This is a genomic window from Desertihabitans aurantiacus (genome assembly GCF_003344635.1).
GTDB lineage: Bacteria > Actinomycetota > Actinomycetes > Propionibacteriales > Propionibacteriaceae > Desertihabitans > Desertihabitans aurantiacus.
The window spans coordinates 1-25,991 of the sequence record NZ_QPKK01000014.1 but is presented as its reverse complement, the minus strand read 5'-3'; the positions used below and the strand labels follow the sequence as shown (position 1 = coordinate 25,991).

25 protein-coding genes and 2 pseudogenes are annotated in these 25,991 nt (G+C 71.9%); 12 read left to right on the top strand and 15 right to left on the bottom strand.

From position 1 onward, the window contains the following. The first annotated feature begins 35 nt into the window (after positions 1–35). The 3 genes from DVA66_RS02875 (at position 36) to erm (ending at position 4,241) form a co-directional block, all read left to right on the top strand. Complete coding sequence (locus tag DVA66_RS02875) at positions 36–908, top strand: oxidoreductase (protein ID WP_114558692.1); 873 nt, start codon at positions 36–38, stop codon at positions 906–908. 851 nt (positions 909–1,759) lie between these two features. Beyond that, entirely contained in the window at positions 1,760–3,406 is a 1,647-nt protein-coding gene (locus tag DVA66_RS02870; protein ID WP_114558691.1) for an ABC-F family ATP-binding cassette domain-containing protein, read from the top strand. Further along, a complete protein-coding gene (erm, locus tag DVA66_RS02865; RefSeq protein WP_114558690.1) occupies positions 3,399–4,241 on the top strand; it encodes a 23S ribosomal RNA methyltransferase Erm in 843 nt (280 codons plus the stop codon). Before DVA66_RS02870 ends, erm begins: the two co-directional genes overlap by 8 nt. Before the next feature lie 39 nt (positions 4,242–4,280). Here the strand turns inward: erm and DVA66_RS02860 are convergent, their stop codons facing one another. After that, positions 4,281–4,913, bottom strand: coding sequence for a MerR family transcriptional regulator (locus DVA66_RS02860; RefSeq protein WP_157973799.1), 633 nt, complete (start codon positions 4,911–4,913; stop codon positions 4,281–4,283). 89 nt (positions 4,914–5,002) lie between these two features. Here DVA66_RS02860 and DVA66_RS02855 point away from each other — a divergent pair, with 89 nt between their 5' ends. Continuing rightward, on the top strand, positions 5,003–5,509 hold the full coding sequence (locus DVA66_RS02855; protein ID WP_114558688.1) for a DoxX family protein: 507 nt from the start codon (positions 5,003–5,005) through the stop codon (positions 5,507–5,509). A gap of 40 nt (positions 5,510–5,549) precedes the next feature. On the opposite strand, the gene DVA66_RS21495 is transcribed toward DVA66_RS02855, so the two are convergent. The 5 genes and pseudogenes from DVA66_RS21495 to DVA66_RS02835 all read right to left on the bottom strand — a co-directional run bounded on the left by DVA66_RS21495 (position 5,550) and on the right by DVA66_RS02835 (position 9,661). Then, complete coding sequence (locus tag DVA66_RS21495; protein ID WP_232821716.1) at positions 5,550–6,092, bottom strand: MFS transporter; 543 nt, start codon at positions 6,090–6,092, stop codon at positions 5,550–5,552. 91 nt (positions 6,093–6,183) lie between these two features. Further along, positions 6,184–6,837, bottom strand: a pseudogene (locus DVA66_RS22085) (MFS transporter); the annotation flags it as partial. A gap of 441 nt (positions 6,838–7,278) precedes the next feature. Then, positions 7,279–7,839: a DinB family protein gene (locus DVA66_RS02845; RefSeq protein WP_114558686.1), complete on the bottom strand. Its 561-nt coding sequence runs from the start codon at positions 7,837–7,839 to the stop codon at positions 7,279–7,281. Between the two features lie 11 nt (positions 7,840–7,850). Beyond that, positions 7,851–8,513 (bottom strand): flavodoxin family protein, encoded by a 663-nt coding sequence (locus DVA66_RS02840; RefSeq protein WP_114558685.1) that lies wholly within the window; start codon positions 8,511–8,513, stop codon positions 7,851–7,853. A 254-nt stretch (positions 8,514–8,767) separates the two neighbouring features. Continuing rightward, entirely contained in the window at positions 8,768–9,661 is an 894-nt protein-coding gene (locus DVA66_RS02835) for an NAD(P)-dependent oxidoreductase (protein WP_114558684.1), read from the bottom strand. A 123-nt stretch (positions 9,662–9,784) separates the two neighbouring features. On the opposite strand from DVA66_RS02835, the gene DVA66_RS02830 reads away from it, so the two are divergent. After that, a complete protein-coding gene (locus DVA66_RS02830; RefSeq protein ID WP_114558683.1) occupies positions 9,785–10,165 on the top strand; it encodes a winged helix-turn-helix transcriptional regulator in 381 nt (126 codons plus the stop codon). A gap of 43 nt (positions 10,166–10,208) precedes the next feature. Here the strand turns inward: DVA66_RS02830 and DVA66_RS02825 are convergent, their stop codons facing one another. Beyond that, entirely contained in the window at positions 10,209–10,628 is a 420-nt protein-coding gene (locus tag DVA66_RS02825) for a winged helix-turn-helix transcriptional regulator (RefSeq protein WP_232821715.1), read from the bottom strand. A gap of 155 nt (positions 10,629–10,783) precedes the next feature. On the opposite strand from DVA66_RS02825, the gene DVA66_RS02820 reads away from it, so the two are divergent. Then, on the top strand, positions 10,784–11,698 hold the full coding sequence (locus tag DVA66_RS02820) for a nitrilase family protein (RefSeq protein WP_114558681.1): 915 nt from the start codon (positions 10,784–10,786) through the stop codon (positions 11,696–11,698). 111 nt (positions 11,699–11,809) lie between these two features. After that, positions 11,810–13,063 carry an erythromycin esterase family protein gene (locus tag DVA66_RS02815; protein ID WP_114558680.1) on the top strand — a complete coding sequence of 418 codons (1,254 nt, stop codon included), beginning with the start codon at positions 11,810–11,812 and terminating at the stop codon, positions 13,061–13,063. 89 nt (positions 13,064–13,152) lie between these two features. Here the strand turns inward: DVA66_RS02815 and DVA66_RS02810 are convergent, their stop codons facing one another. Further along, the gene (locus tag DVA66_RS02810) at positions 13,153–14,070 is read right to left on the bottom strand and encodes a hypothetical protein (RefSeq protein ID WP_114558679.1); all 918 of its coding nucleotides are present in this window, start codon (positions 14,068–14,070) and stop codon (positions 13,153–13,155) included. 63 nt (positions 14,071–14,133) lie between these two features. Here DVA66_RS02810 and DVA66_RS21490 point away from each other — a divergent pair, with 63 nt between their 5' ends. Beyond that, positions 14,134–14,718: a TetR/AcrR family transcriptional regulator gene (locus DVA66_RS21490; RefSeq protein WP_114558678.1), complete on the top strand. Its 585-nt coding sequence runs from the start codon at positions 14,134–14,136 to the stop codon at positions 14,716–14,718. Between the two features lie 378 nt (positions 14,719–15,096). Here the strand turns inward: DVA66_RS21490 and DVA66_RS22080 are convergent. From DVA66_RS22080 to DVA66_RS02795, 3 genes and pseudogenes are all read right to left on the bottom strand, one after another. Next, positions 15,097–15,300 (bottom strand): annotated as a pseudogene (locus tag DVA66_RS22080) (alpha/beta fold hydrolase); the annotation flags it as partial. 13 nt (positions 15,301–15,313) lie between these two features. Next, positions 15,314–15,598, bottom strand: coding sequence for an epoxide hydrolase N-terminal domain-containing protein (locus DVA66_RS21220; RefSeq protein WP_198671422.1), 285 nt, complete (start codon positions 15,596–15,598; stop codon positions 15,314–15,316). Between the two features lie 82 nt (positions 15,599–15,680). Continuing rightward, positions 15,681–16,715 carry a zinc-binding dehydrogenase gene (locus tag DVA66_RS02795; RefSeq protein WP_198671421.1) on the bottom strand — a complete coding sequence of 345 codons (1,035 nt, stop codon included), beginning with the start codon at positions 16,713–16,715 and terminating at the stop codon, positions 15,681–15,683. Between the two features lie 136 nt (positions 16,716–16,851). On the opposite strand from DVA66_RS02795, the gene DVA66_RS02790 reads away from it, so the two are divergent. After that, on the top strand, positions 16,852–17,751 hold the full coding sequence (locus DVA66_RS02790; RefSeq protein ID WP_114558677.1) for a helix-turn-helix domain-containing protein: 900 nt from the start codon (positions 16,852–16,854) through the stop codon (positions 17,749–17,751). Here the strand turns inward: DVA66_RS02790 and DVA66_RS02785 are convergent. Beyond that, on the bottom strand, positions 17,748–18,515 hold the full coding sequence (locus DVA66_RS02785; protein WP_114558676.1) for a DeoR/GlpR family DNA-binding transcription regulator: 768 nt from the start codon (positions 18,513–18,515) through the stop codon (positions 17,748–17,750). The genes DVA66_RS02790 and DVA66_RS02785 overlap by 4 nt on opposite strands. Positions 18,516–18,544: 29 nt before the next feature. On the opposite strand from DVA66_RS02785, the gene DVA66_RS02780 reads away from it, so the two are divergent. Next, positions 18,545–19,759: an MFS transporter gene (locus DVA66_RS02780; RefSeq protein WP_198671420.1), complete on the top strand. Its 1,215-nt coding sequence runs from the start codon at positions 18,545–18,547 to the stop codon at positions 19,757–19,759. Here the strand turns inward: DVA66_RS02780 and DVA66_RS02775 are convergent. From DVA66_RS02775 to DVA66_RS02765, 3 genes are all read right to left on the bottom strand, one after another. Then, a complete protein-coding gene (locus DVA66_RS02775) occupies positions 19,746–22,139 on the bottom strand; it encodes a beta-N-acetylhexosaminidase (RefSeq protein ID WP_157973796.1) in 2,394 nt (797 codons plus the stop codon). The genes DVA66_RS02780 and DVA66_RS02775 overlap by 14 nt on opposite strands. A gap of 90 nt (positions 22,140–22,229) precedes the next feature. Beyond that, a complete protein-coding gene (locus tag DVA66_RS02770) occupies positions 22,230–23,564 on the bottom strand; it encodes a glycosyltransferase (protein WP_114558674.1) in 1,335 nt (444 codons plus the stop codon). Between the two features lie 124 nt (positions 23,565–23,688). Then, complete coding sequence (locus DVA66_RS02765) at positions 23,689–24,660, bottom strand: NAD-dependent epimerase/dehydratase family protein (RefSeq protein WP_114558673.1); 972 nt, start codon at positions 24,658–24,660, stop codon at positions 23,689–23,691. Between the two features lie 100 nt (positions 24,661–24,760). On the opposite strand from DVA66_RS02765, the gene DVA66_RS02760 reads away from it, so the two are divergent. Continuing rightward, positions 24,761–24,934 (top strand): CsbD family protein, encoded by a 174-nt coding sequence (locus tag DVA66_RS02760; protein ID WP_114558672.1) that lies wholly within the window; start codon positions 24,761–24,763, stop codon positions 24,932–24,934. Between the two features lie 112 nt (positions 24,935–25,046). After that, on the top strand, positions 25,047–25,991 hold a 945-nt coding region (locus DVA66_RS02755; protein ID WP_198671419.1), incomplete at its 3' end, for a serine/threonine-protein kinase.

Below are 25,991 nucleotides of genomic sequence, written 5' to 3'. Positions count from 1 at the left end.
CACACGTTCGCGACGACGACCCGGGAGGCACAACTGTGACCAGCACCGAGCTCCACCTCCCCGGCGGCACCTGGCCGCTGGGCGACAGGTCCGTCACCCGCTTCGGCTACGGCGCCATGCAGCTCGCCGGCCCGGGGGTCCTGGGCCCGCCGGCGGACCGCGACGGCGCGCTCGAGGTGCTGCGCAGCGCCGTGGCCAGCGGGATCACCCACCTCGACACCGCCGAGGCGTACGGACCCCGCGTGGTCAACGAGCTGATCCGCGAGGCCCTGCACCCCTACCCCGACGACCTCCTGGTCGCGACCAAGGTCGGCGGACGCCGAGACGCCCAGGGCGGGTGGCCGAGCGCCCGCCGGCCCGACGAGATCCGCCAGCAGGTCGAGGACAACCTGCAGACGCTCGGGGTCGACACCCTCGACCTCGTCCACCTGCGGCTGGGCGACGCCGCGGGGCCGGTCCCCGAGCGCATCGGCGAGGCGTTCGAGACGCTGGTCGACCTGCAGCAGCAAGGTGTCGTCCGCCACCTCGGCCTCAGCAACGCCACCGCCGAGCAGGTCGCCGAGGCGCAGTCGATCGCGCCGATCGTCTCGGTGCAGAACCTGTACAACCTCGCGGTCCGTCACGACGACGCCCTCGTCGACCGGCTCGCCGCCGAGGGGGTGGCCTACATCCCGTTCTTCCCCCTCGGTGGATTCAGCCCGCTGCAGTCCGACGCGCTGTCCGCGGTGGCGAGGAGGCTCGGTTCGACGCCGATGTCGGTGGCCCTGGCCTGGCTGCTGCACCGCTCGCCGAACATCCTGCTCATCCCCGGCACGTCCTCGGTGGCGCACCTGCACCAGAACATCGCCGGTGCCGCGCTCGAGCTCTTCCCCGAGGACCTGGACGAGCTCGCCACGATCGCCGGCTAGCTCCGCGGCCGCACTCCCGCCCCGGGCCTGGACGACCTCCACCCCAGTTGCCCGGACGTCGTCGAGGACCGGGGCGGGCGCGTCGTCGGTGGTGACGAGGTGGGTGAGGTCGTCCGGTGCGATGGTGGAGGCCAACCCGTCGACCGGTTCACGGCGCGGCAGGGCTGGAGCCCGGGGAAGGAGGGCGGGCGGCCCCGGTTGGCTCAGCGGACGAGGTCGAAGAAGGCGATCAGCTCGGCGGCGAAGGTCTCCGGCTGCTCCAGCGCCGGGAAATGGCCTCCCAGGGACGGCTCGCCCCAGTGGCGCAGGTCGGTGAACCGCACCCCTGCCTCCTCCCGGGTCGGCCGCGTCGCCGGTGCGACGCTCGGCTGGTAGGACCGCGGGCGCAGCGGGATCACCGCCGTCGCGATGGCATCGACACGATTACCAGGTAACTCGACCGCCTTCCGCAACTGGCCGTGCCCCGCTCGACTCCTCCCCCGGTCAGCCCGTCGACCACCCGCTGCCGTCTGGTGGTCGTCGCGGACCGCTCGGGCCTCTTCATTATTCAGGGCGGACCTCTCGTGGGTCGTTGTACGATGCCCGCCATGGGTGCATTGGTTCTTTAGTACGGGACACCGCGTTGAGCTGCTCCGCGGTGGGTCCTAAGCGCGTTCTCGGCTCCTAGTCGACCGCGAGGATCATCCGTACATCGCGCACTGTGTGCGCTTGTCCGCGTCTGTCGTGTCATTGTCGCGACGGCGCGGGGAGAAGAGACTCCCATGACCCCCGATCCTTCCTTCGCTGCGTCCTCGCACCCCGGACTGAGCTCAATCGCACCCTCCCCACGTCAGTGCTTGATACGTGACGGGATGGTGCGCCTCGGTGAGCGCACAGTCCTTCGCGGCGTCGATTTCGTCATCGGCACCACTGATCGACTGGCCGTCGTCGGCGACAACGGCGCCGGCAAGTCCACCCTGCTCGGCGCTCTCGCCGGTTCGATCCCCTTGGCTCACGGTGAGCGGCTGGTTGACCTCCCTGGAGGTGTGGCCATCGCCGAGCAGCACCCGGCGTTCCCTGCCGGTACCACGGTGGCTGACGCTTTGGACCTTCTCCTGGCCGATGTGCGCGGCCTGGAGAAAGAGTTGCAGGTGCTGGCTGACTCCATCGCCGGTGCCGGAGCACCCGAACGGGATGCGCTCATGGAGCGGTACGACGAGGCGCTGGACCGTTTCGAGGCACGCGACGGCTATCACGTCGACCTGCGCGTCGACGCCGCCTTGGACCAGCTGGGTCTGGGCGGTGTCGATCGCCGACGAAAGGTGGCTCAGCTCTCTGGCGGTGAGAGGGCGAGGCTTGCTCTGGCGGCGGCGGTGTCGGCTGAGGCTGAGCTTCTCTTGCTCGATGAGCCGACCAACGACCTGGACCAGGTGGGCATCCAGTGGCTGGAGGAGAGCCTGGCGGCCCACCAGGGCGCACTGGTGGTCGTCACCCACGACCGGCACTTCATCGACCGATTCGCGAGCGACATCCTCGCCATCGAGAACGGGAAGATCAGACGCTACGGGGACGGGTACTCCGGTTACCTGACCGCGCGCGCTGCGGAGCGCCAGCGTGCCCTGGAGCTGCACCGGGCGTGGCAGGCGGACCTTGCGCGCAATGAGGCACTGGTCAAGGCGAACGCGTTCCGCCTGGAAGGCATCCCCCGCCGACGTGAGCTAGCCGTCTTCGGTCACGCCTCGTTCCGGGCACGCAGCCGAGATCACGGGGCGATGAGCCGGATCAAGATGGCCAAGTCGCGCGTCTCGACCCTGCGCGCCAACCCTGCCCCCAAGCCCGCAGACCCCTTGCGGTTCACCCCGCGGTTTCGTCGGCAGGAGGAGGCGCCGGGGGTGGAGGGCACAGCGCCGGCGCTCCTGACGGTCAACGGTGTGAGGCGGGGCGTGGACGATCTTGGTCCCGGCCTCACCCTCGAGGAGCTGATCGTGGGCGACGGTGACCGGTGGCTGGTCGAGGGGTTGAACGGCGCGGGGAAGACCACGCTGCTGCGGGTGCTGGCAGGTGAGGTGGCCCCGCACGAAGGGGTCGTCCTCCGACGTCCCGGTGCGCGTGTGGTCTGGCTGCGTCAGGAGCTGACCTCGCGCTCGCGCCGACCGCTGGTCGACGCCTTCGCCGCAGAGCTGGGGGCCTACCGCGAGGACGCTGCTGCGACCCTCCTCTCACTCGGCCTGTTCGACGCCGCAGATCTGGGACGTCCGCTGTCGGCGTTGTCGGTCGGGCAACGACGGCGCCTGGAGGTAGCGGTGGCCGTCTCCGTGGACAGCGATCTGCTTCTGCTCGACGAGCCCACCAACCATCTCTCACCCGAGCTCACCGAGCAGCTGGAGGATGCGCTGGAGGAGTACCCGGGCGCAGTCATCACGGTCACCCACGACCGTCGTTGGCGGGAGCGGGCTGCCCGCGATGCGAGGCTGCAGCGGCTCCACGTCGCCCCTGGGGGGGTGGTCAGCCATGGGTGAGACCCGTGCGCGAAAACTCCCTCGTTCGAGTCAGGGAGGCCGCCATGAGCTCGGCCAGAACTTCCTCACTCACGCGCCGACGATCGCCTTCATCACCGAGCTGGTGCACCGAACGGATGGGCCGGTCCTGGAGATCGGCGCCGGCGACGGGGCACTCACCCGGGCGGTCGCCGGCCTGCGCCGCGACCTGACAGCCCTCGAGATCGACGAACACCGCGCTCAGAGGCTCACGCGCGAGCTACATGGGGTGCGCGTCCTTCGGGCTGACGCTCTGCGGCATCCACTGGAGGCGGAGGTGGTGGTCGGCAACATCCCCTTTCATCTCACGACACCGATCCTCAGGCGGTTGCTCAACGCAGCTGCGTGGAAGCACGCCATCTTGCTGACCCAATGGGAGGTGGCGCGCAAACGGGCCGGCGTCGGGGGGAGCACGATGATGACCGCCCAGGCCGTGCCCTGGTTTGAGTTCGAGCTGCACCAGCGCGTGCCGGCCTCGGCGTTCTCCCCGCGGCCGAGCGTCGATGGCGGGATCCTGGCGATCCGGCGCCGCGAGCGGCCCCTGGTCCCCTGGCGCGATCGGCGGCGGTATGAGTCGTTCGTCTACTCCGTGTTCACCGGTCGTGGGCGTGGTCTGCGGCAGATCCTGCAGCGTGAGACCAGCGCCTCCCCGGCGCAGGTGCAGCGAGCCCTCCGGCTCGCGGGTGTCCATCCTGAGCGGTTGCCTCGTGACCTCGACGCCACGGCGTGGGCATCACTGTGGTCGATGCTTGGAGGACGCCGTCACCCACCCCGCCAGGACCAGCGCAGCCCCAGCAGCCGGGCGATCGAGCGATGATCGGTGCCGTCAGCGAGACAAGGGCCGCGGTCGGGAGGATCACGGCCGGGGCTGATCCGGTCGGCTCTGGTGGCCGTCGAGGCTCTCCGCCGAGACGGCCTCCTGGGCCAGCCTGCGCAGCGCGAGCAGCAACGGCTCCCACAGCACGGTCCCGACGATGACTGCGGTGGCGGCATCGTCAGGAGAGGCGCGGGGCACGCTGGCCACGTCGAGCTCGGCGATCTGGCGGGCGAGTCGTGCGTAGCTCTGCAGACCTTGTTCGCTGGCGGGTGCGCCCACCTCCTCGAGCACCCTCAGCGCCTGCTCGAGCTGGCGGAGTGCGGTGGCCTCTGGGCGCACCTGCCAGCCGAGGTCCTCCACCAAGGACTGTGCTCGCGGGGTGCCGGGGTGGTCGGGCTGGGGCGGCAAGGAGTCGTGGACCGTCCCGAGCACCTCGTGCAGGGACTTCTCGGGCTGGTCGAGGGTGGTCATCACCTCACGCGCAGAGACGATGGACAGTCCGCCGACCTGGACCAGTGCCCGGGCCAGGCGCAGCCGGGCGACATGGGTCTGGTCGTACTGGGCCTGAGTGGCGCCGGTGGCTCGTCCCGGGTGCACGAGACCTTCACGCAGGTAGTACTTCACGGTCGCCACGGGCACACCGGTCACCCGTCCGAGCTCGGAAATCCGCACGCTTCCCCTATCCAGGCTGCAGTTGACACGGAGAGTAGCACTCTCCATTATTGGCGAGTACCACTAGCCAATCTGCGAGAGGTGTCTGCATGCTCTTCCTGATCGTCCTCGGTGCCGCGACCACGTTGACCGCGCTCGTCCTCACGGTCCGCAGGACCTTCTCCGCCCGCGCTGCCGCCCGGATCGGGATGGCGGCGGCCATGGCTGTCGTCGGTGCCACCCACCTGCTGATGCCGACTCCCTTCCTGCAGCACCTCCCGGCCTGGGTTCCCGCCAGGGAGCTGCTGGTGGCGGTCTCGGGCGTGCTCGAGACCGGGCTCGGCGCGGCCCTGCTGCTCCGCCCCCCGCTGCGGCGTCGCGCAGGGCTCGTCCTGGCTGCCTACCTGGTCGCGATCTTCCCCGCCAACGCCTACGTGGCGATCGCCGGGGTCGACGTGGACGGCCAGCCCGGCGGTATGTACCCCTGGGTCCGACTCCCCTTCCAGCTGCTGTTCATCGCCTGGGCGGTGTGGAGCACCGCAGCGAGCCCGTCTGCAGATCCGGCGGATCTTCATGCCCACGAGAGCGGCTCCACCCAGCTCGATGCCGCCCACTGAGCCCCGGGGGTGGGTCTCGCCGCCGGGCTCGTCAGGCGGGTCACGGGGCCGATCGACTAGGACCGCTGGCTGTCGGTGACCGGCTCGGGGTCGGGGTGGTGAGCTCTCCGTCGAAGTCCCCGGCCGCCTTGCTCCAACCGGTCAAGACGCAGGCACCCATCAGCAGGACCGCTGTGGTGGCGCCCAGAGCGAGCAGACCCCAGTCGAGCAGCGCGGCGACGACGGCGTTGCCGACTGCGGTCATGGCCATGGCGCTGAACAGGATGACCGCGGCCCCGCGGGCGAAGTCGTCACTGGCCTCCAGGGCCAGGTGGAACCCGGTGGGCCCGCGTAGCCCCAGTCCGACGTTGATCGGTGTGAAGAGGAACACCAGGGCGAGGGCGACCGGCCGGTCGGTGAGGGCGTAGCCGGTGGCGGCCACGGCGCCGATCAGGGCCATGGTGGTGCCGATGATCACGATGCGGTCCGCTCCCACTCGCACCGCGATCTTCGGTGACAGGTTCGAGGCGACGATGAAGGCCGCCACGTTGATGACCTGCATGAGCACGAAGTGGGCGACCGACCCGCCGAGGGATCCGACCATGACACTCAGGGCACCGAAGACGAACGTCAACAGCCCCGCCAGGGTGAGGGCCTGGGCAAGCCCGAGTCGGAGGAAGGGGGGGCCGCTGGAAGAGGCGTCGGTAGGTGCGCCGCTCCGCGTCTGGGGCGGTGGAGGTGGAGGCGGGCAGCGAGCGACGCAAGGCCAGCAGGACCCCAGCCGCCCCGAGGCTGAGGACGGTCAGCAGCGCGAAGGGGCCGCGCCAGCCCAAGCCCAGCGCCGCCGCTGCCCCGATCACCGGGGCCGCTGCAGGGACCAGCGACTCCACACTCCCCAGGAGGGCGAGTCCCTGGCGGGCGCGGTCGGCATTGAGAGCGTGTCGGATGATGCCAGGTGCTACGACGGCCGGAGCGGCGCCGGTGAGTCCCTGGAGGAACCGGATCGCCACCAGGGTCTCCAGGTCCGAGATCGCCGTCGCAGCGGCGGAGGTGAGGGCAAGCAAGGTGATGCCCCCAACGAGCACGCGCCCCAGGCCGAGGCGCCCTGCGATCGCTCCCCAGGCGAGCAGGCCGAGGGCCGTGCCGAGGGCGTAGGCGGAGAGGACCAGCTGGGCCACGCCTGCGGTGCCGCCGAGCTCGGCCGGCAGCTGAGGCACTGCCGGCAGCACCAGATCGGTTCCGGCCAGCCCGATCCCGGTCCCGGTCACCGCGAGGGCTACCACGGCGATCGTGGAGCGCCGCGGAGTGGCGGCTGAGATGGATCGCTGGTCCGCAGAGGGCAGGCCCATGGATGGCTCAACTTTCCCTAGGGGGTGGGAACAAAGTTGAGCAACGTAACACGCCTCGAATCTCGCGTGCAGCCTGTTTTCTTGCTGCTCGACGAGAGCTGCTCACCACGTTGAACCACGAACGTGCAGGTCCGACCGCACGTCGATTCGATGACAGACCATCTGTTTATTTCTCGGCTGAGCTCGTTGCGCCTGGCTCGGTGCGAGGGCGGAGCCCGTGACTCGGACCTCGCTGCGGTCGGTGGCTGCAATGGCCGGGGGTTACTCCGCGACCGTTCCGCCCGTCGAGGACCGGCATCATCTCGATGATCTGGCGGCTACGGCCCGCTCGAGACGATCGTCCTGTTTTGGTGAGGAGCGGCGGGCGGGACCGGGTTCGGGGGTCCTTCGGGCCGACTCCACCGGCGCGTCAGACAGGGGCGGTGCGGCTCAGGCACGCCATCACTGACCGGTGCGGCCATCGATCGCCTCGCGCAGCAGGTCTGCGTGGCCGAGATGGCGGGCGTACTCCTCGACCAGGTGCACCAGCACGTCGCGTACCTCGGTCTGCTCGCCGTCGTGGGCCACCACCATGGCGTCGAGATCGAGGGTGGCCTCCACCTCGCGGGCGTGGGCCACCTCGCGGTGCCAGTGCTCCCATGCCTCGGCCACCACTTGCTTGTCGGGCACTGCGCCGTTGAAGTCGGCGTCGCGGTCCTCGGACGTGCGGAACAGCCGGGGCAGGTCGCTCCGCCCGAGCAGCACCCGGCGCGACCAGGAGTGCTCGACGTCCGCCAGATGCCGCACCAGCCCGAGCAGGGAGAGGGTTGAGGGCGGGACCGACCGTCGCGCCAGCTGCTCCGGATCCAGACCCTGGCACTTCAGCTCCAGAGTGGTGCGGTAGTGGTCGAGGTAGCCGAGGACTACCTCCTTCTCGCCCCGGGCCGGGTCGCTGGGGGTGCGGGGATCGTCTGCGGGGTCCAGCCACATATCGGGGTGTGTGCGGCGCTGCTGCTCGCTCATCCTGCGGTCCTTCATCTGACGGAGGGATCTGCCGGCACACCGTCTGCGAGCCAGACCTTGTTCGACCGGGGCGTGTCGAAGCGGTAGTCCGTCACATGGGCCTCGAAGAGTCGCTGTCCCAGCTGGTAGGCGCGGTCGAGAGGACGGGTCGGATCGTGTCGGACCTCGCCCCGAGAGTTGCTGATACCCACGACCACTCCTACCAGCTCCTGTCGGTTGTACCGGGTGAACTCTTGCACCTGGGCGAGGAGGCCCAGCGTCGCGCCCGGGTAGGTCTCCTCGCACGAGATGAGCAGGCCGACCCGCTTATCCGGAAGGCTCTCGAGGATCCGTTCCGCGTCGGGGGCGCTGTTCGCGGTGTAGCAGAACAGTCGGTCGATGAAGGCCTTCAGCCGTGCGGTCATGCCGTAGTAGTGCAGCGGCGTCGCGAAGATGACCGCGTCGGCCGGGGCGACGTGCTCGGTGAGCAACTGCTCGTAGCCGTCGCCGATGCTGCACCGTCCCTCACCGTCCCGGCAGGTCCGGCAGTCACCGAGCATCCCCTGCACGTGGTCGATGAGGAAGAACGTATCGACCTCGTGTCCTGCTCTCTGCGCGCCGAGAGCAGCCTGCGCCGACATTGCTGCGGAGTTGCCATCGCGCCGGGGACTGGCGTTGAGCACGACGACTTTCATGATTCCTCCTGACGTCCTGGCCCCGCGAGCAGGCGACCGAGCGAGCGACCGTCGCAGATCACGCGCCGGGTGTTCGGCCACCGGTCACCCATGCCGTTCACGGGTGACCGGCGGACGTCGTCCTTCTCGTCGTGGTTGCGGAGCTCGTCTGCCACCTGTTCATTCCTCGGTTGAGCTCGTTGCGCCCGGTTGGGTGCGAGGGCGGAGGCCGTGGCTCGCGCCCTCGCTGCGGCCGGTTGCTGCGACGGCAGTGGTCACTCGGCCACCGTTCCGCCCTTCGAGGAGCGCATCCTCTCGATGATCCGGTTGAAGTCCTCCTTGCCGTGACCGTCTTCGATCTCGCGCTCGACGAGCGACTTGACCATGACCACCGGCACGGGATCGACGCCCTGCTCGCTGCTGGCACGGCTGATGGTGTCGAGCGCGGTGGTGGTCCAGTCCAGGCTCTGGAAGGGACGGGAGTAGTCCCTGGCGTCGACGACCTGGGCGGTGGAGGCGAAGGACTGGGTCATCGCGGCGAGGAACGGGGTCGCGCGCTCTGCGAACTCCGTAGCGGTGATGCCCGCTGCCTGCACCATGGCCGCACCGTGCAGGAACCCTGTGAACAGCGGATACATGCCGGAGAGGATGGCCAGGTCGAACAGCGAGGCCAAGCCCGCGTCCTCACCGTCGTAGACACTCGTGGCCCACAGGTCGAGGACATCCCGGTGCTGGTCGTAGACCGCACGCGAACCGCTGTAGAGGATCTGGGCCCCCGGGCCGCCGATCATGGGCGGGGTGGCCATGATGGCCCCGTCGAGATAGGCGATGCCGTGCTGCGCAGCCCAGGCCGCCAGCTCCCGAGCGTCGTCGGGCGTCGTGGTCGTCAGGTTGATGACGCTCCGGCCGCTGAGCTCCGCTGAAAGGGGGTCGAGCGTCTGGTGCACCGAGGCGTGGTCGAAGAGGCAGACGACCACCGGTCCACCGTGAGCCACCGCCGCTCGAGGCGTCGCCGCCTCGATCGCGCCGCGAGCCACCAGGTTCCCCGCGCGACCGGGCGTCCGGTTCCAGACCGCTGCTTCCCTCCCGTTGGCGACGAGGGCGGCGGCGAGGGCGTGGCCCATCGCGCCCAGACCCAGGAGGACGACCGACTGCTCCGCGTTTGCCATGAACTGCTCTCCTCATGAAGTGGTTGAACGTGTGAATCCATGATGAGACGCTCGCCCCCCAGCGGGGAAGTACCCACTAACTTATTGCGTACTTACCTTCTGGTAAGTGAGAGGAGTCAGAGCATGACGAGAGCCGGACGCACAGGGCCCTACATCTGCGGTATCGACGCCGCTCTGGACGTGGTGAGCGGCAAGTGGAAGGGGCTCATCCTGTGGGAGCTCGACGAGCACGGGACCAGGCGCTTCGCCGAGCTCCGGCGAGGGCTGCCGGGAGTCAGTGAGAAGGTGATGACCCAGCACCTGCGCGAGATGGAGCAGGACGGCCTCATCCACCGTCATGTGTACGCCGAGGTACCCCCGCGAGTGGAGTACTCCCTCACCGAGGACGGCCGCAAGCTGAACCAGGCCCTCTCGCCGTTGGGTGCCTGGGGACGGGAGCGGATCCGCCGCGACGAGATCGCCTTGGTGGACCATGCCGACGCCGCCCGGATGCCCCGCCCCTGACCACCGCCCCAGCGGAGACACTCCCTCGGCCCGCCGCCGGGCGCTATGCGGACTCGTGGGAGACCTTGCGGACGAAGGTCTCGGAAGCCGTCAAGGCGCGACCTGCCGCGTCGAGCACGGCGATCCGGCGCAGTGGCCGCGCGCCGGTGGCGTCGAGGAGCTCGGAGTGGTGCTCGCCGTCCGCGAACAGGTGGGCCTCGCCCCACTGACGCAGCGCGACGATCACGGTGAACAGGTCGCGCCCTCGATCGGTCAGCGCGTACTCGTGGTAGGCGCTCCCGTCCGAGGCCGGCACGACCTCCAAGATGCCCGCGTCGACCAGTGCGCGCAGCCGGGAGGTGAGGATGTTCTTCGCCGCGCCCAGGCTGCGCTGGAAGTCGCTGAATCGCGTGATCCCGTCGAACGCGTCGCGGACCACCAGGAGCGCCCAGCGGTCACCGAGGACGTCGACTGCTCGAGCCACCGGGCACTCGGCACCCTCGTGAGTCACCCTTCGCACCATCCCCCACTCCCCTCGCCCTGTTCCCCACCGACCTACACCGGTTGCATCTTAGTACCGGAGGCGGATAGCGTCTCCATGGTTGCAAGTTGGAACCAGTTGCTCCTGAGGAGGGCGGAATGGCGGAGAAGGTCGCGGCGGGCGGAGCGGGTGTGCAGGTCAGTCCGGTGCGGGTAGCGGTGGTGCAGTTCGAGCCGCGGGTCGGTGTGGAGAACCTGAGGGCGAACGCGCTCGCGGTGGAGGAGCGGCTGCTCGCGGCCGCCGACGGCGGAGCGGGTCTCATCGTGCTGCCCGAGCTCTCGACGACGGGCTACGTCTTCGAGAACCGCGCTGAGGCATATGCCCACAGCGAGCCGGTCCCGGGCGGTCGGAGCCTCAGGATGTTCGAGCGGGTCGCGCGCGATCGTCGTGTCTACGTGGTGGGCAACGTGGTGGAGGAGTCTGCGGGCAGGCTCTACGACACCGCCGTCCTGGTGGGCCCGGACGGCTACATCGGCCGCTACCGCAAGACGCACCTCTGGGACGCCGAGAAGCTGTGGTTCACCCCCGGTGACGAGGGCTACCAGGTCTTCGACACCCCCATCGGCCGGATCGGTCTACTCGTCTGCTGGGACATCTGGTTCCCCGAGACCGCGCGCATCGTCACCCAGCTGGGCGCTGACATCATCTGCATCCCGACGGGCTGGGTGTGGACGCCGCCCCCGCTCTACGACGAGAACGGCGTGTGCATGGCGGCGCACCTCACGTACACGGCCGCCCACGTGAACGGCGTCTTCATCGCCACCGCCGACAGGATCGGCCAGGAGCGCGGCGTCGGGTTCATGGGGAACTCACTGATCGCCAGTACCACCGGTTGGCCGATCGACCGGATTGCCGGCCCGGACGAGGACACCATCATCTACGCCGACATCGACCTCGCCGCGGCCCGCACGGCGCCGATCTGGAACCAGCTCAACGACCTTCACCGCGACCGGCGCACCGACCTGTACGACCGTATGCTCGGCTACCGCGGCGCGGCTGCGCTTTCGCGGTGATGTCATGTCACGCCGGCTGAGCCCCGGCGACCCACGAGGCGCTGCACCCGTCGGGGAAACCCGGAGGCAGCACCCGGGCGCCCCGTGCTCGAGTGTCGAGGAGGAAGCGCTGTGCCGGATGACATCGGGCCCTGGCTGGCCGCGAACGCCGTCCCACTGAGGACCCTCTCGGCGGAGGGAGCGCTGGAGGAGCTGGAGCCGCTGCGCGAGCCGTTGAACGACGTACGGATCATCGGCATGGGCGAGTCCACGCACGGAACCCGGGAGTTCTTCCAGCTGAAGCACCGGCTGCTGCGCTTCCTCGTCCTGGAGATGGGATGCACGGCGCTGGCCATGGAGGCCAGTGAGTCAGCCGCTCGAGCCGTCGACGCCTACGTGCACGGCGGCCCGGGCGACGCCGCACGACTTCTCGACCGCCTCGGGTTCTGGACCTGGCGGACCGAGGAGGTCCGCGACATGGTCGAGTGGATGAGGGAGCACAACGGCAACGCGCCAGTCGCCGAGCAGGTGAGCTTCGTCGGCGTGGACCCGCAGCGCTGCGCCGACTCCGTCGCCGTGGTGCGTGCGTTCCTGCTGGAGGTCGCCCCGCAGCGGGACGAGACAGACTTTCTCGACGTGCTGACCGAGGCACGCCCGGGATCGCGTCCCGATCCCGGCCAGCGACTGCGGGTCGCGGCCGAGGACCTCGTCGCGTTCCTGGTCAGCCACCGCGGCGAGTTCGCGGGGCGCACCAGCGCCGACGCGGCCGACGCGGCGGTGTGGCACGCCGGCGCCCTCGTCCGAGCCGCCGACCTCGTCACCCGGCCGTTGCAGACGGAGAACGCTGAGGACAGCGCCATGGCCGTCCGAGACCGCTACATGGCCGAGGCAATCACTTCCCTCGTCGCCGCCACCGGTGGCCGGATCGCCGTGTGGGGGCACAACGGGCATGTTGCCACGGGCACGTACGCGAACGGAGTGGTGTCACTCGGCAGCCGGCTCAGACAGCAGCACGGTGAGGCCTACTACGCCCTCGGGCTGCTGTTCGGCGAAGGGTCCTTCAACGCCCGTCGGGGCGACGACCTCGAAGGCGACGCCGTCGCGCACCGCGTCGGACGCAGCGGCAGAACCATCGAGTCCCGGTTCGCAACTGCCGTCCGCGGCGACTACCTGATCGACTTCCGTACCGTGGACCCTGAGTCCGCCGCCGGGCGGTGGCTGCGGGACTCCCACAACCAGCGCAGCTTCGGGTCCAACGTGCCGCGCCTGACCTACCGGTTCCACGTGGCGCCTGTGGTCCCCGCACAGGAGTACGACGGGATCGCGTTCGTCGCCAGGTCGACCTGCTCGCGCCCGCTGCCGCCCCTCAGCACAGCACGAAGATGACCAGGGGCCGCCGGTGCAGCAGTCCCACAGCGGATCAGGGTGCACAGCGCGACGACGTCGTCGCCCGCGATGACCGTGCCCACTCGGCGTCAGCCCCGCGCCTCAGCCAGCTGACCGCTTCCTGGCGCCATCTCCGCGAGGCGCCCACGCAGGACCGAGAGCCCGTAGAGACAGCTCCCGGGCAGGGCCAGTGCGGAGACGAGCAAGACCTGCGGCGTGGGGGCGCCCTGGTGAGCCAGGAGCACCTGGGTCACGCTCTGGAGCGCAGCGGTGGTGCACCCCAGCCAGGTGAGGATCCAGGCCGCGTGCGACCTGCGCACCGTGGCTCGCCACACGAGGGGTCCCAGCCAGCCGGCCAGCGCCAGGAGCCCGGACAGCACCAGGACGGTGCGCTGGGAGATCACCTCCATGCCCTGGGGCCCGCTGGCTCCGGGACCGAGCAGCCCCCAGTAGATGGAGGCCGCGCCGAAGGGCAGCAGACCCAGTGCGCCGGCGACGGCAGCCCAGGTGACTGGTGGGCGGGGAGGCACACTGAGGACGCCGGCCCAGCGGTCGAGCACGTACTGCCACACGAGCACCGCCAGCCCCACCCCCAGCAGAGCGAACCCGCCGTAGACCAGCGCGAACACCCACGGGCTCAGGTTGTCCATCCCCTCGGTGCGCAGCGACCCCGTCACGGCCAGCTGCAGAACGCTGCCCACCGTGAGCCCCAGGAGGATCGGAGCCAGCAGCCCCGTCGCTCCCCCGCCCAGGAACACCACGAGTCCGCCGGGGACGCGACGACCCCACGGACGGGTCAACGCCCATGCGAGCCCCACCGCGGCCAGCTCCAGCACGATGGTGACGACGTTGCCGAGCACCACCCGCGTGCTGTGCAGCTCAGCGACACCCGAGGCGCTCCGCAGCCCCACGGTGCTGCCCGCGAGCCACAGGACCTTCAGCGTCGTGTACGGCGTGACCGCGACGACGACCAGGAGCAGAGCGATCCGCTGCGCACGGTTGAGCATGACACCTCCAAATAGACACCGGTCTCTAGATGACCGTCTCTAGGATGCGGTTAGGCTGCCGGCATGGTCAAGCCAGTTCGGTTCAGCGTCGACGACATCCTCGACGCGGCGACGCAGGCGGTTCACCAGCACTGGCGCTCGGCCACAGTGGCCCACGTGACCGCCGTGCTGGGCGCCCCCTCCGGGTCGATCTACCACCGGTTCGCCTCACGAGACGCGCTCTTCGCCTCCGCCTGGATCAGGGCGGTGCGCCGCTACCACGCCCAGTTCGACGAGATCGCCGCGATCGCCGACCCGGTGCAGGCGATCGTCGAGACCGGCATGCTCCTCCCCCGGTTCTGCCGGGCGAACCCGCTCGATGCCCGGATGCTGACGGTCTTCCGCTACCGCGACCTGCAGGCCGACCCTCCCGCAGGGCTCCACGACGCGCTCCAGGACCTCAACGCCCCGGTGGGGCGGCTACTCTCCGAGCTCGCCGAACGACGCTACGGCAGGGTCAGCACCCGAGGACTCGCGCTGGTCGCCCTGGCCGCCCGCGACACCCCCCTCGGGATGGTGCGCCCCCTCATCGGTGACCCGATCCCGGACTGGATGGACGAACCCATCCGGGCGGCGTGCGAGGCCGTCGCACTCCTCGACGACCACTGACCCACCGCCCGCGCGAGCAGCACCCGGTCCCGCCTCCGACCTGGCAGAGGGTCGTACACTCGGTGAACTCGAATGACGTCCCCCGGTTCGGTGCCGGAGTGCCGCGGGGTCGAGTCGCCGACTTGCCAACATCTCACGCATCGCGGCGGTGAACGACTCGGGGGTGAACGACTGGGGAGGTGCTGTGACGGCCTCTTGTGCCTCCTGCGCGGCGGCCTGCGTAGGAGGCGCGGTCGTGGCCCGTTCCATGTACCGGCGGCTCCTGCGCCGCCGTGCCGTGCGCTTCGCGGCGGCAGCAGGTGGATGCCGGCGACGTGCGCCCGGTCCTGCTGGCCCAGCAGCGCGCTGATGCTGGTGCCCCAGTCGGTGCCCGGCGGCCCCGTAGCGGGTGTAGCCGAGCCGGGCCATCAGCTCGGCCCAGGCCCGGGCGATCCTCGCGACGCCCCAGCCGGGTGACGTGGGCTTCTCGCTCCAGCCATAGCCAGGCAGCGAGGGCACGACGCAGTGGAAGCCGGCCCGGGTGAGCAGCGGCAGCACGTCCAGGTACTCGATGACGCTGCCGGGCCAGCCGTGGGTGAGCACGAGCGGAAAGGCGTCAGGACCGGGGCGAGCGCGCGTGCAGGAAGTGCACCCGCAGCCCGTCGACGACCGTGGTGTACTGGGGGACGGCGTCCAGCTCGACCTCGGTGACCCGCCAGTCGTACTTCTCGGCCCAGACCCGGCAGCGCTCCTGCAGCCGCTCCAGCTCCACCCCCTGCCGGGGGTCGGTCGCCGCGTCCGGCCACCGGGTCGCCCGCAACCTCCCCCGCAGGTCCTCCAGCTCGGACTCGGGGACGGCGTGGGTGAAGGGCTCGACGCGGGGGTCGTCGATGAGCTGCACGGATGGCTCCTCCGGGTCGGGTCTGGTCCGACCGCCGTCGGACGCACCCAGTGTGGCGACCCGGCGGCTGACCGCCCACCCGTCAGGGCCGGATGAGCACCTTGAGCGCCTCGCGGGCGTCCATCAGCCGGTAGGCCTCGGCGATCTCGCTCAGCGGCAGCTCGCGGTCGAAGACCCGGCCGGGTTCGATCCGTCCCTCCAGCACCTGCGGCAGGGCCTCCTCCAGGTAGGCCCGGACGGTGGCCGGCCCGCCGGTGAGGGTGGCGTTCTTGCCCCAGAACGCGGCGAATCCGGTCGGCGCCTCGTCGTACTGCGGGACGCCAACCCGGGAGATCGCGCCGCCGGGGCGGACGACGCCGATGGCCTGCTCGTAGGCGGGCAGGTGGCCGACGGCCTCGAGCACCACGTGGGAGCCCTCGCCACCAGTGAGGTCCAGCACGGCGGCGACGCCCTCCGCACCGCGCTCGGCCACCACGTGCGTGGCGCCGAACTTCCGGCCGAGGTCGGTGCGGCTCTGGTGGCGTCCCATCAGGATGATGGTCTCCGCGCCGAGCTGGCGGGCGGCCAGCACGGCCGACAGCCCGACCGCGCCGTCGCCGATCACGGTGACGGTCCTCCCCGGCGCCGCGCCGCCGGTGCGGGCGGCGTGGAAGCCGGTGAGGTAGACGTCGGAGAGCGTCAGCAGCGAGGGCATCAGCGCCTCGTCGGTGCCGGCCGGGATCTTCACCGCGGTGCCGTCAGCGAACGGGACGCGCAACCGCTCGGCCTGGGTGGCCGAGGGCGCGCCGTCGAAGAAGCCGCCGTGCACGCAGGAGGTGGTGATCCCGTCCCGGCAGAAGGCGCAGGTGCCGTCGGACCAGGCGAACGGGACGATCACCTGGTCGCCCACCCGCAGCGTGGAGACGGCGTCGCCGACCTGCTCAACGACGCCGATGGCCTCGTGGCCGCGGCGCACGCCGTGCTCGGAGACCTCCTGGGAGTGGTAGGGATGCAGGTCGGAGCCGCAGACGCAGGCGTGGGTGACCCGCAGCAGGGCGTCGGTGGGAGCGGTGAGCTCGGGGTCGGGGACCTCCTCGACGCGGACGTCTCCGGGGCCGTACATGACGGTGGCGAGCATGGCTCGTTCCTTCCTCTCGGGGTTGGGGTTCGGGTGGGACGAGTAGAGCCGCCACCGCGGGCCGGGAACAGGCCGAGCTGGTCGGGGTAGAACCTCGACCCCCCTCCGGCTGGCGGGTGCCCCTACCGTCGTCGGTATGGACACCCGTGCCGACATCCGCGACTTTCTCACCAGCCGCCGGGCCCGGCTGACCCCGGAGCTGGTCGGTCTGCCGAGCAGCGCCCGCCGTCGCGTGCCGGGACTGCGTCGTGAGGAGGTCGCCATCCTCGCCGGGGTGAGCACCGAGTGGTACACCCGGCTGGAGAAGGGCCACATCGCCGGGGTGTCGGAGGAGGTGCTGCACGCCGTCGCCGAGGCGCTGCGGCTGGACGAGGACGAACGGACCTACCTGTTCGACCTGGCCCGGGCCGCCCGCCCGACGCAGCGTCGGCCCATCCGGCGGCGTGATGTCGAGGTCGCCGCCCCGGTGCAGTGGCTGCTCGACTCGATCACCCTGTCGGCGGCGTTCGTCCGCAACGGCCGGCTCGACATCATCGCCACCAACCCCCTCGCCCGGGCCCTGCACGCGCCGATGTTCGACAGCCCCACCACGGCCGCGCACGGCCGCGCGAACTTCGCCCGCTACCACTTCCTCGACGAGGCCTCGCGGGAGTTCTTCACCGACTGGGAGTCCGGCGCGAGGGTGACGGTCGCGCTGCTGCGCGCCGAGGCCGGCCGCGAGCCGCACGACCGCGACCTGCGGGAGCTGGTCGGGGAGCTGTCGACGCTGAGCGAGGACTTCCGCCGGCTGTGGGGTGCGCACGACATCCGGATCCGCCACGCCGGCACCAAGGGGTTGCGCCACCCGCAGGTCGGTGAGCTGGAGCTGGTCTACCAGTCGGTCGACCTGCCCGCGGGGGCCCGGGTGGTGCACGACCTGTCGCTCTACACCGCCGAGCCCGGGACGGCCTCCGACGAGCGGCTGCGGCTGCTGGCCAGCCTGGCCGCGACCCCGCGGACGGGGATCGCCGAGCGCCCGCGACCCGCTCGCGGCTAGGCGGACTCGACGAGGACGACCTCCACCCCGGCGGCACTGAAGTCGTCGAGGACGGCGCCGGGCGCGTCGGCGGTGGTGACGAGGTGGGTGAGGTCGTCCGGTGCGGCGAAGCGGAAGGTCGACGTCCGGGAGAACTTCTCCGGGGTGGCGACGAGCACGCGCCGGCGGGCGACCGCCAGGCACGCGCGTTTGAGCTGGGCGTCCTCGGGGGTGGTGGAGGTCAGGCCGTCGGCCGGTGAGGCCGAGCAGGCCCCCAGCACGGCGGTGTCGACCCGCAGCTCGCGGACGGCCTCGACGACCGAGGTGCCGACCAGGGCGAGGGAGTCGGTCTCGACCGACCCGCCCGGCACGAGGACGCTGGCGCCGGGACGGGCGCCGAGCGTGGCCGCCGCGTGCAGCGACAGCGCCATCACGGTGAGCGGTCGGCCCGCCAGCGCGTGCGCGACGGCGAGGCAGGTGGTGCCGTTGTCGAGGACCAGCGACTCGCCGTCCTCGACCAGGTGCGCGACGGCGGCGGCGAGCCGGGTCTTGGTCGCGGCGTCGGCCTCGACCCGGCTGGCGAAGGGCATCGGCGTCCCCCGCTTGGCCGCCCGGCGGACGCCGCCGTGGGTGCGGATGACCGCTCCGGCTGCGGCGAGCTCGGCGAGGTCGCGACGCACGGTCACCGACGAGGCCCCGGTGAGCCGGGCCAGCTCGGCGACGCCGACCGTCCCGCCGCCGGCCACCGCGCGCATGATCGCCTTGTGGCGAAGTGATCGTTGCACGTGATCATCCAACCACCTAGGTTGCGCGGGTGCCCCGGACCGGACCCTCCCCCCGCCGCGCCCGCCTGGGCGTCTCGCTGATGTTCTTCACCAACGGCGTGCTGCTCGCCGCCCTGCTCCCGCGCTACCCCGAGATCAAGGACGCGCTGGCGCTCAGCAACGTCGCGTTCGGCACCACGGTGGTGGCCTTCCCGCTCGGGGCGATCCTCACCGCGGCGCTGGCGGGCCATGCCGTCCGCGCCCTCGGCGCGCGGGCGGTGACCGCGGTCGGCTCGGTGCTGCTGGCCGCCAGCACGTTGGTCGCCGGGGTGTCCGGCACGCCGTGGCTGTTCTTCGTCGCGCTGTTCGTCGCCGGGGCGCTCGACGCCGTGGTGGACGCGGCGCAGAACGTGCACGGGGTCGCGGTGGAGCGGTGGGCGGGCCGCTCGATGATCAACTCCTTCCACGCGCTGTGGAGCCTCGGTGCGGCCTGCGGCGGGGCGGTCGGCGCGTGGGCCGCCGCCGCCGACGTCGCGATCGGCACCCAGATGCTGGTCAACGGCGTCGTCTGGTCGCTGGTCGCGGTGCTGGCCTCGGTCATCGCCCCGGTGCCCGGCGAGCGCGCCCGGGAGGCGACGGCGGCGGACGCCGGTTCCGCCGCCCGCCCGCGGTCGCGGGCCTGGGCGCTGCTGCTGCCGCTGGTGGTGCTGGCGATCTGCGGGACGCTGGTGGAGGACATCGCGAACAACTGGGCCGTGCTGTTCTTCCGCACCGAGGCGTCGGCCGCCGACGCGGTGGCCGGACTGGCGCTCACCGTGGTGCTCGCGGCCCAGTTCGTCGGACGGCTGCTGGGCGACCCGATGACCGACCGCTGGGGACGGGCCGCGGTCGCCCGCGCGGGCGGCCTCCTCATCGCCGGCGGCATGCTGCTGGTGGTGCTGCCGGTGGCCTACCCGCTGTCGATGGCCGGGTTCGCGCTGATGGGCTTCGGCAGCGCCACCCTCGTGCCGGCCGCCTTCGCCGCCGCCGACCGGGTACCCGGGCTGGCCGTCGGCACCGGCATCGCGCTGCTCGGCTGGCTGATGCGGCTGGGCTTCCTGCTCACCTCCCCGGTCGTCGGAGCGGTCTCCGACCTCGTCGACCTGCGCACGGCGATGCTGCTGCCGCTGGCCGCCGGGGTGGTGGCGGCCGTCCTCGCGCACCGCTCGCGGACGGCGGCCGCCTCGCAGTCCACCGAGCCGGCCGACGCGCTCACCCCACGGTGATGGTGGTGGCGACCCGCCGCTCCCCCTGCGCCACGACGAGCTCGTGCTCCCCGGCCGGGGTGCCCCGGGGCACCAGCGCGGTGCGGTCGAAGCGGCCCTGCTCGTCGGTGTGCAGGCGGTAGACCAGCGTGCCGTCCAGCAGCACGTCCAGGTGCTGCTCGGGGGCGAACCCGGAGACCGAGAGGTCGAACCACTGCCCGCTGGCCAGGACGCCGTCCTGGACCTCCAGCGTCGGCTCGCCGAGCTCGGGCTCGGGCTCGACCACCGGTCGTCCCAGCGACAGGGTGACCGGCGCGGTGGGCCCGGCCGACGTCTCCAGCGAGCAGTCGGTGGCGGCGTCGAAGGTGCCGCTCACCGAGGCGGTATAGGTGGCGGCGGCGTGCAGCTCACCGCGCGGCTCCTCGGTGCGGAAGGTGACCGGGAGCTCGTCGGTACCGCAGCGCAGCACCGCGGTCAGCGGCTCGGTCAGCACGCTCTGCGAGGCGGGGTCGCCGTCGGTGGTGACGGTGTCGGGCACCAGCGCGGTGCCGTCGGCCGACAGCTTGGTGCCCGGTGCGGCGACCAGGCCGACGTCGACGGTACCGGCGCGGCCCTTCCGCACGGTGGCCTCCAGCCCGGCGACGGTCCACTGCCAGGGCGCCCGGCGGCTCTCGTAGAAGTTGGTGCCGGCCACGGTGAGGTGCGCGCCGAGGGCGCCGAGCCGGGTGGAGAAGGAGTCGACGTCCTTGTCCTCGGCCTGGCTCCAGCCGGTCTCGAGGATGGCCGCGGCCCGCGGCAGCGCCATGTACATGGCCTGGTCCTCCCCGCGGATGGTCTCCGACCACATCGGGGCCTCGACGCCGAGGATGTCCTCCTCGGCCAGCCCGCCCTCGACGACCGTCGTGGGCTCCCAGTCGTAGTAGCGGGGGTAGTCGCAGTCGCCGGAGCAGGCCCAGCTGAGCCCGATCGGGGTCGAGGGGTCGTACTTCATGTCGAGGTAGGAGCGGCCGGCGTCGGAGACCACGGCCTTGCCGCCCTTGGAGACGAAGTCGCGCACCCAGTCACCCGAGCCCACCCAGTAGTGGACCACCGAGCCCTCCCAGTAGCCCTCGCCCTGGGTCAGACCCGCCTCGGCGAACTCGGTCCAGCCCATCACGCCGACGCCGGTGGTCTCGCGGACCTCGGGGACGGCGCGGCTGACGAAGTCGACGTAGCGCTCGTGGCCCATGTCGTGCGACTCGTCCCCGCCGACGTGGACCAGCGGGCCCTGGGTGAGGTCGGCCAGCTGGCCGAAGACGTGGTTGACGAAGTGGTAGGTGGGCTCGTGCAGCTCGTCCAGCGCGGAGTAGCCGACGGCGGCGGTGCCGTTCCAGTCGACCACACCGGTCTCGGGGTCGCGGGCGGGCAGCGAGCGCTCGGTGTTGAGCTGCGGGATGGCGTGCAGGGCGGCGTTGGTGTGGCCGGGGACGTCCACCTCCGGCACCACGGTGATGTGGCGCTCGCGGGCGTACTCGACGATCTCGCGGTACTCCTCCTGGGTGTAGTAGCCGCTGCGGCCGAGCTCGGAGCGGTAGCCGCGCTCGTTCATCGCGGTGTCGCCGGAGATCTCGGTGAGCCGGGTGTAGTCGATGGTGTCGCCCTCGACCCGTCCCTCGTTGGTGATCTCGATCCGCCAGCCCTGGTCGTCGGCCAGGTGCAGGTGCAGGTGGCTGGCCTTGAACGAGGCGAGGGTGTCGAGGTAGCGCTTGACGGTGTCGACCTCCTGGAAGGAGCGGGCCACGTCGAGCATCACGCCGCGGTAGGCGAAGCGGGGCGCGTCCTCGATGTGCACGGCCGGCACCGTCCAGTCGGTGGTCACCGGGCGGTCGCTGCCCACCCAGGCCGGCAGCAGCTGGCGCAGGGTCTGCACGCCGTTGAAGGCGCCGTGGGCGGTGCGTGCGGTGATCGTGGCACCGTCGGCGGTGACGTCGAGGACGTAGGACTCCTCGGTCGGCGCCTCGCCCTCGACGGTGTAGGCGGCGTCCTCGTCGACGACGATCTGCAGGTCGCCCGGACGCGGACGGGCCGGGACGGGCAGCCGGAAGCCGGTGGAGGTGCGCAGCTCCTCGGCCAGCGCCCGCGCGACCGGACGGGCCTCGCCGGCGGCGGCGATCCGGGTGGTCGGGGTCAGCCGCCAGGGCTCGGCGTCTGCCACCTCGACCGACGCGGGCTGCGGGACGAGGCCGAGGGCGTCGACCTCGGCGGCGGGAGTCGCCTGCGGGGTGGCGGTGGCGTCGGTGGCGGTGGGCAGCAGCGGGACGGTGAGCGCTGCGGCGGCGAGGAGGGCCGCGAGGGTGGTGCGGGTGGGACGAGGGCGCATGGGGTGCTCCTGCGGGGCGACGGTGCCTGGGGTGCTGCTCACACCACCACACGCCTCCGACAGGAACAAGGTCTGGGACGTGAAAGCGGCGTTTTCATCCTGAAAGGGCCGTTTTCATCCCGTCGGGCGTGCTCAGCCGACGTCGGAGGCGCCCAGGTCGACGTCGCTGCCGGCCGGCGCCGACCGGCGTCCCAGGGTCTCGACGACCTCACCCACGGCGTCGGCGGGGTCCCCCAGCTCGGCGATCCGCTGCCCCAGCGTCCGGGCGGCGGCGCGGTAGCGGTCCTCGGCCAGCACGGCCCGCACCGCGCGTCCGACCCGTCGGGGCGTGGGACGTCCGGTGCGCAGGGTGCGGCCCACCCCGGCCCAGGCCACCCGGGCCGCCACCTCGGGTTTGTCCTCGCTGTCGCCGCCCACCACCAGCGGCACCCCGTGCCGCAGCGCCTCGTGCACCCCGCCGTAGCCGCCGTTGGTCACCATCACCGACAGGTGCGGCAGCAGCTGGTGGTAGGGCAGGAAGGTCGCCACCCGCACGTTGCCCGGCAGCGCCCGTCCGCCGAGCGCGCGGCCCACCTCCTCCACCGGCCGGCCGCCGGTGGAGACGACGACCAGCACGTCCTCCCCGGCCAGTGCGGTCACGGTGGGGGCGACCAGCTTGGTGAGGTCGGCGTTGTCGAGGGTGCCCTGGGTGACGTGGACGACCGGGCGTCCATCCTCCAGCTCGTGCCACCACGGCGGCAGCGCCACCGGCGGCGCGGCCGAGCGGACCGGTCCGACGAAGCGGATCGTGGCCGGCATCTCCCGCCGCGGGTACTCCAGCTCGGCCAGCCCGAGGTGGAAGGTGAGGTCGGGTGCGGCGGTCTGGTCGAAGAAGTTGACCGCACCGGGCGGCACGCCGTGCTCGGCCAGCACGGCGTCCAGCCGCTGGTGCAGCCGGCGGAACGGTCCGTGGTGCACCAGCCAGTTGGCCTGGCCGTTGCGCATCCGGGTGAACCAGGAGGAGCCGGGCGCCAGGCCCGAGCCGAAGGGCGCGCAGTCGACGCTGACCAGCGACAGCGGGGTGACCGACAGCCCCAGCACCGGCACCCGGTCGGTCGGCGGGACGGAGGTCAGCGGGAGGACCCCGAGGAAGGCGGTGTCGGAGAGCACCGCGTCCACCTCGTGCTCCTCCAGCGCCTGCTGCAGGGCGGCGTGCTGGGCCCCCAGCGGGTCGACGAAGATCGACAGGATGTCCCCGCGGGCCGCCAGCACCCGGGAACCGGGCCGGCGGACGGGCGGCGGGGCGGGTTCGGCGGCCGCGGGCAGCGGCACCAGGGTGAGCCCGCTGCGGGCGACCTGCTCGGCGAATCGGGCCCCGGTGAGCATCAGCACCCGGTGACCGCGCTCGCGCAGCCGCCGTCCGACGGCGAGGACCGGGCTGACGTGGCCGTACAGCGGCGTGGCGCACAGCAGCAGCGTCATCGGCATGGGCTCACAGGCTACGCCGAGCCAGGCGGTCGCGGCGACGGCGAGGCTGGCTGTGCCGGCGAGGTCGAAGCCGCGCAGGTCGTCGGCGGCGTCCTCGTGGCCGGGGTCGTGGCTCGCCGGGCGGTCAGACCACCAGCGGCCCGGCGACGTCGAGCCGGCCGTGCTCGACCAGCCAGCGCACCGCCTCCAGCGTGGCGGCGTCCGGCTCGTGGCGGGGGGTGTAGCCGAGGACGGCCCGGGTCTTCTCGATGCTGACGTAGTGGCTGCGCCACAGGTGCTCCCAGCTGGCCTCGGCGTGCTCGGCCGGCGTGGCGGCGCGGAACTCCTCCCACGAGGTGGTCCGCAGCCGGGCCTCCTGGCCGAACCAGCCGGCGGCGGCCTCGGCGTAGCCGCGGACGGTGAGCGCGGCGGGGGCGACCACGTCGAAGGCCTCCCCGGCGGCCGCGTCGCGGTGCTCCAGCGTGAGCTGGAAGGCCTGGGCGACGTCATCGGCGTGGACGTGGTGCATCAGCTCCGAGCCGGTGCCCGGCGCGGTCAGCTCCTCCCCGGCCGAGAGCGTCCGCCAGACGCCGGGGTCGAGGTTGCCGAGCGGACCGATCGGTGCCCAGCCGGGGCCGGAGATGTGGCCGGGGTGCAGCGAGGTGGTGACCAGCCCGCCGGAGCGGGTCTCCTCGCGCAGCATCCGGGCGATGGCGTCCTTCTGCACCCCGTACTCCCCCACCGGCGGGGTGGCGGTCTGCTCGGTGACGGGCAGGGTGCGGCTGGGCCCGTAGCGCCAGATCGAGCCGCAGTGCACCAGGTGGCCGACCTCGCCGCGCAGCCGCCCGACCAGCGTGGTGGCCGAGTCGAGGGTGAAGCAGACCATGTCGACCACGGCGTCGGGGCGCTGCTCCTGGACGCGGTCGCCGAAGGTGCCGGCGCGGTCCTCGGCGTCGCGGTCGACCAGCACCTGCTCGACCTGCTGCCAGGCCTCGTCCTCGACGTAGGCCGAGCGCTGCCCCCGGCTGAGGTTCACCACCTCGTGCCCCGCCCGCACCAGCCGGGGGACGAGGAAGCTCCCGACGTGCCCGCTGCCACCCACCACCACGATCCGCATGGGGCTCACCGTAGGCCGCCGACGTCAGGGCCCCGACCTAGGCTGGTCGGGCGGCACCGCGTCGCACCACCCGTCCGGGTGGGCCAGAGAGGAGACCAGCATGGGCGCCGACGACAAGCTCCAGAACAAGACCGACGAGCTCAAGGGCAAGGCCAAGCAGGGCATCGGCGGGGCCACGGACGACCGCGACCTCCAGGCCGAGGGCCAGGCCGACCAGACCAAGGGCAGCCTCAAGCAGGCCGGCGAGAAGGTCAAGGACGCCTTCAAGGGCTGAGCCCCGCCGCGACGCCGGGAGCACCGTCGCCCCCGGCGTCGCGAACGCCCTGTCATAGGCTCGGACGGTCCAGGGGAACCACCGGGTCCCGGTCGAGGTGAGAGGTGGTGCCGTGCCGGAACGACTGGTCGCCGACCGCTACCGCCTCGTCGAGATGGTGGGCAGCGGCGGCATGGGCGTCGTCTGGGACGCCTGGGACGAGCGGCTGCAGCGCCGGGTGGCGGTCAAGCAGCTGCGGGCGCTGCCCGGGCTGAGCGAGGACGAGACCAGGGTCGCGAACGAGCGGGCGATGCGGGAGGCGCGGATCACCGCCCGGCTGCACCACCGCCACGCGGTGTCGGTGTTCGACGTGGTCGACGACGACGGCCGGCCTTGCCTCATCATGCAGTTCGTCCCCTCGACCACACTGGGCGAGCTGGTCCGCGAGCGCGGTCCGCTGCCACCGGCCGAGGTGGCCCGGATCGGTGCGCGGGTGGCCTCGGCGCTGGCGGCGGCCCACGACCTCGGGATCGTGCACCGCGACGTGAAGCCCGGCAACGTCCTCATCTCCGAGGACGGCCCGCTGATCAGCGACTTCGGGATCTCCCGCGCGCTGGACGACATCTCGCTGACCACCACCGGGCTGGTGCACGGCACCCCGGCCTACCTCTCCCCCGAGGGCGCCCGCGGTGAGGAGGCGACCTACGCCTCCGACGTGTTCTGCCTCGGCTCCACGCTGTATGCCGCACTCGAGGGGACGCCGCCCTTCGGCACCCAGGCGAACTCGATCGCGCTGCTGCACCGGGTCGCCGCCGGCACGGTCGAGCCGCCGCAGCACAGCGGCCCGCTGACCCCGCTGCTGAACCGGATGCTCTCCCGCGACCCGGCGGACCGTCCCACCATGGCCGAGGTGGCCGAGGAGCTGGAGGCGCTGGGGCGGGAGACCTCGGAGGTGGCCGCGCCGGCTGCGACGCCGCTCGAGGCACCGGCTGCCCCGGTTCCGGCCGGACGTCCGCCCGTCACCTTCCGCTTCGACCCGGCCCCGCCGGCCTCCCCCGACGCGGCGCCCGCTGCGGCG